Source organism: bacterium (assembly GCA_021372775.1).
In the GTDB taxonomy this organism is placed as follows: Bacteria; Acidobacteriota; Polarisedimenticolia; order J045; family J045; genus JAJFTU01.
In genome coordinates this window covers 1-3530 of the sequence record JAJFTU010000110.1, presented here as the reverse complement: position 1 = coordinate 3530, position 3530 = coordinate 1, and the positions used below count along the sequence as shown (strand labels likewise).

At 75.5% G+C, this 3530-nt stretch carries 6 protein-coding genes and 2 pseudogenes; 5 read left to right on the top strand and 3 right to left on the bottom strand.

From position 1 onward, the window contains the following. The 3 genes from LLG88_03935 to LLG88_03925 form a co-directional block, all read right to left on the bottom strand. On the bottom strand, positions 1-197 hold a 197-nt coding region (locus LLG88_03935; GenBank protein ID MCE5246058.1), incomplete at its 3' end, for a hypothetical protein. Positions 198-284: 87 nt separating this feature from the next. Further along, positions 285-1445 carry a DUF2891 domain-containing protein gene (locus LLG88_03930; protein ID MCE5246057.1) on the bottom strand — a complete coding sequence of 387 codons (1161 nt, stop codon included), beginning with the start codon at positions 1443-1445 and terminating at the stop codon, positions 285-287. Beyond that, positions 1442-1765 (bottom strand): hypothetical protein, encoded by a 324-nt coding sequence (locus LLG88_03925; protein MCE5246056.1) that lies wholly within the window; start codon positions 1763-1765, stop codon positions 1442-1444. The genes LLG88_03930 and LLG88_03925 overlap by 4 nt, the downstream gene beginning before the upstream one ends. A gap of 170 nt (positions 1766-1935) precedes the next feature. Here LLG88_03925 and LLG88_03920 point away from each other — a divergent pair, with 170 nt between their 5' ends. From LLG88_03920 to LLG88_03900, 5 genes and pseudogenes are all read left to right on the top strand, one after another. Then, the gene (locus LLG88_03920; GenBank protein ID MCE5246055.1) at positions 1936-2139 is read left to right on the top strand and encodes a type II toxin-antitoxin system HicB family antitoxin; all 204 of its coding nucleotides are present in this window, start codon (positions 1936-1938) and stop codon (positions 2137-2139) included. A 98-nt stretch (positions 2140-2237) separates the two neighbouring features. Then, a pseudogene (locus LLG88_03915) lies at positions 2238-2441 on the top strand (DnaJ domain-containing protein). Positions 2442-2531: 90 nt separating this feature from the next. Beyond that, positions 2532-2654: pseudogene (locus LLG88_03910) on the top strand (J domain-containing protein). 45 nt (positions 2655-2699) lie between these two features. Beyond that, positions 2700-3221 carry a hypothetical protein gene (locus tag LLG88_03905; GenBank protein MCE5246054.1) on the top strand — a complete coding sequence of 174 codons (522 nt, stop codon included), beginning with the start codon at positions 2700-2702 and terminating at the stop codon, positions 3219-3221. Between the two features lie 126 nt (positions 3222-3347). Beyond that, a partial coding sequence (locus LLG88_03900) for a hypothetical protein (GenBank protein ID MCE5246053.1) occupies positions 3348-3530 on the top strand: 183 nt, incomplete at its 3' end.

Genomic DNA, 3530 nt, shown 5'->3' with positions numbered 1-3530 from the left:
CGGCGCAGTTCCCCCGCCGGAACGGCGGCCAGCGCCGCGATCGCGCCGATCGCCGCCCGGTGGCCGCGCAGGAACTCCGTGCGCGCGAGCGAGGCGAGGGCCCGCCCGCCGATCCCGCGCAACTGCGGGTCGTCGCTCCGGGCGATGCGCTCGAGGATGTGCGGCGGGATGATTCCCTGCGGCCTGACGCGGTCCATAACGTGCCCCCCTCGGCAACGGAACCGGCCCCCCGCGAAGATCCCGCGCCGCGGCCCCGCGCCGCGGCGCCCCGCGGGGACCGGAACTCAAGGCGTGCCGACGTCGGTCTCGAGGTAGACGGCGAACGACGCGAGCCAGTGCTCCCCTTCGTAGTTCCCGCTGGCGACCCGCGCCAGCCCCGCCGCGGCGTGCTTCGCCGCCAGCTCCTCGATCGTCTTCGTCCGCGGATCCTCGATCGGCAGCGCGGCGGCGATCCCGCGCAGCGCGGCGGCGCGGGAGAGGTTCAGCCCGTCGAGGTGGACGATCTTGCCGTCCGTCGGGTCGCTGACCTCGCCCGGACGCGCCAGCCCGCCGAGCGCGCCGGTCCGCAGGCCGGGCAGGAAGCCGTCGAGCCAGCGCGCGAAGTCGTCCCGCGAGAGGACGCGGCGCATCAGGTCGGCCTCCTCGAGGCACGGCGAGAGGAAGTCCTCGCCCGACGGCTCGTAGTCCACCGGGCAGGCGCGGTCCTGCAGGAAGAACGCCCGGGCGCGCGCCGCGATCAACTTCTCCAGCTCCTCGTTCTTGACCGCGCGGGCGTAGTCGAGCGCGTGGACGAGGGCGAAGGCGGTGTTCGGATGCTGCCCGACGCGCAGCGGATGGGAGAGCTTCGGCAGGTACTCCGAGAGGCGCACGACCAACTGCCGCTCCAGCGGCTCGAGGCTGCGCGCCCAGTCCTGCGCGTCCGGATCGGGCCACGTCCGCAGCTCGGCGATCAGCCGCAGCGCCCACGCCCAGCCGTACGGCCGCTCGAACAGCTTCTGCGGGTCGGCGCCGACGAAGAGCGCCTCGCCGAGGCCGTTGTCGGCGGTGAGGCGCGCGGCGAGCGCCGCGCGGACCTTCGGCGTCCAGTCGGCCTTCGGGTAGAGCTTGGCCAGACGCGCCAGCATCCAGTGGCCGTGGACCGCGCTGTGCCAGTCGAAGCAGCCGTAGAAGATCGGATGGTCGCGGCGCGGCTCGCGCGAGGCCGACGCCTCGTCGAGCACGCGGTCCGACTTGAACGGATACGGCCGGTCCACGCAGGCCAGCGCGAGCGAGGCGAAGCCGCCGGCGACGGCGGGGTCGAGGCGCGGGGCGGGGGCGGCCGGCGGCGCCGGCGCCTCTGGGACGGCGGGCGCCGGTTCCGGCTTCTTCTTCTTCGGCGGCTTGGCGAAGGCGGCGGGAACGACGAGCGCGGAAACGAGCAAGACCGCGAGCAGGCGGCGCGTCATGGAACGGCTCCTTTGGCGGGCGGGCGTTCGACCCCCGGCCCGCCGCCGCGCGCGAGGTCGATCAGCCGCGCGAAGAGCGCGCGGAGCGGCGCGGGGGCGGCCGCCTCGTCGGCGGCGAGGCGCATCCCGTCCCACTCCAGCTCGAAGCGGAAGCGGTCGGGCGCGGCGGCGCGGAGGTCCGCGGGAAGGGCGGCGAGGTCGGCCTCCGCGGCGAGGCGCAGAACATCCGCGCGCTCCGCGGGCGGGAGAAGGTCGACGTCGATCGTGGCGCGCAGGGAGAGGCCGGCGAACCCGCCGGTGCGCGCAAAGCGGATCTTCATGCGGCCATTGTCGGCCCAGATCCCGCCGCCGGGAAGAGGCGCGCCGCGCCGCGCGGCCGCGCGCCGCGGTTCGCCGTCTCGTCTCGGGGAGGAGGGGCGATCGCCGGCGGAGACCGGATGGTCGGCGCGGCGCGCCCGCGGTTCGCCGTCTCGTCGCGGGGAGGAGCGCGATGCGGATCAAGGTGGTCGTGGAGCTGAACGACGACGGCGGGTTCACGGCGTTCGTGCCGACCCTGCCCGGCTGCCTCGCCGAAGGGGAGACGCCGGAGGACGCGGTCTCCAACGTCAAGGCGGCGATCGAAGCCTGCCTCTCGCCGGAGGACGATCCGTTTTGGGCGGGCGACGCCGGGGAGGTTCGCGAGGTCGTATTGTGACGGCGGCGACGGCGGGCAACCGGGCCATCTTGACCCGGTAAGCGGCGGATCCCATATAGCGGACGCCGCGGCAGTCCGCGGCCCGAAAGGACGCGCCTGTGGCCGTCAGCTACAAGGACTACTACCAGATCCTGGGCGTCCCGCGCGACGCGGACGAGGCGGCGATCAAGCGCGCCTACCGCGCCAAGGCCCGGGAGCTGCACCCGGACCGGAACAAGGCCGCCGGCGCGGAGGCGAAGTTCCGCGACGTCAACGAGGCGTACGAAGTCCTCGGCGACGCCGAGAAGCGGCGCCGCTACGACGCGCTCGGCGCCGACTGGCGCGACGGCGCGCAGTTCACGCCGCCGCCGGGGTTCGAAGGGTTCGATTTCCGCGAGGGCGGCTTGGAGGATCTGTTCGGCGGCGGCGCCGGCCGCGCCGGCGGCGGCGCGTCGGCGGGCGGCGCGCGCTTCTCCGACTTCTTCGAGGCGTTGTTCGGCGGTCTCGGCGGTCTTGGCGGATTCGGCGGCGGCGGGCAGACGCGCCGCGGCGCGCGGACGCGCGAGGCGCGCGGCGGCGACATCGAGGCGGAGCTCGAGCTGACGCTCGCCGACCTCGTCAGCCCCGCGCCGAAGCGGATCGCGCTCGGCATCCCGCTCGACGACGGCTCCGTGGAGCGGCGGAGCGTCGCCGTCAACATTCCCGCCGGGCTGCGCGCGGGGCAGCGTCTGCGGCTCGCCGGACAGGGCGCGCCCGGGGGCGGCGGCGCGCCGGCGGGGGACATCTACCTCAAGATCCGCCTCCGCGCGGAGGCCGGGATGGAGGCGGACGGCGACGACCTGATCGTGGACGTAGACCTTCCGGCGCCGACCGCGGTGCTCGGCGGCAAGGTGGACGTGCCGACGCCGGACGGCGCGGTGACCGTGCGCGTGCGCGCCGGCGCGCGCGGCGGCGACCGGCTGCGCGTGCGCGGCCGAGGCCTGGCGAAGAAGGGCGGCGGGCGCGGCGACCTCTACGCCCGCGTGCGGATCGTCGTGCCGGAGAAGCCGAGCGAAGAGGAGAAGCAGCTCTACCAGCGGCTCGCCGAACTCCGGCGGTGCTGACCGCCGCGGCCGGCGGCGAGGAAACTGAGCGGCCGCGGCCGCACGAGGGCAGCGCGGCCGGCTGCGAGGAAATCGAAAGGCGGCCCGCGGCGCCGACGAGACGGCGCGGGCGGAGACGAGGGAGCAATGGACCTGGATCGCTTCACCGAGAAGGCCCGCGAGGCGCTCGAAGAGGCGCAGCGGGAAGCCGTGCGCCGCGGCCACCAGCAGGTCGAGGACCTGCATCTGCTGGCCGCGCTCCTCGCGCAGGAGCGCGGCTTCGCGCCGGCGCTGCTGGCGAAGGCGGGGCTCGACGTCGCCGCGCTCGGC

What these genes read in the sequence shown, in the direction of transcription:
- LLG88_03930 (MCE5246057.1), bottom strand. Translation starts at nt 1,445, where the DNA reads ATGACGCGCCGCCTGCTCGCGGTCTTGCTCGTTTCCGCGCTCGTCGTT.
- LLG88_03925 (MCE5246056.1), bottom strand. Translation starts at nt 1,765, where the DNA reads ATGAAGATCCGCTTTGCGCGCACCGGCGGGTTCGCCGGCCTCTCCCTG.
- LLG88_03920 (MCE5246055.1), top strand. Translation starts at nt 1,936, where the DNA reads ATGCGGATCAAGGTGGTCGTGGAGCTGAACGACGACGGCGGGTTCACG.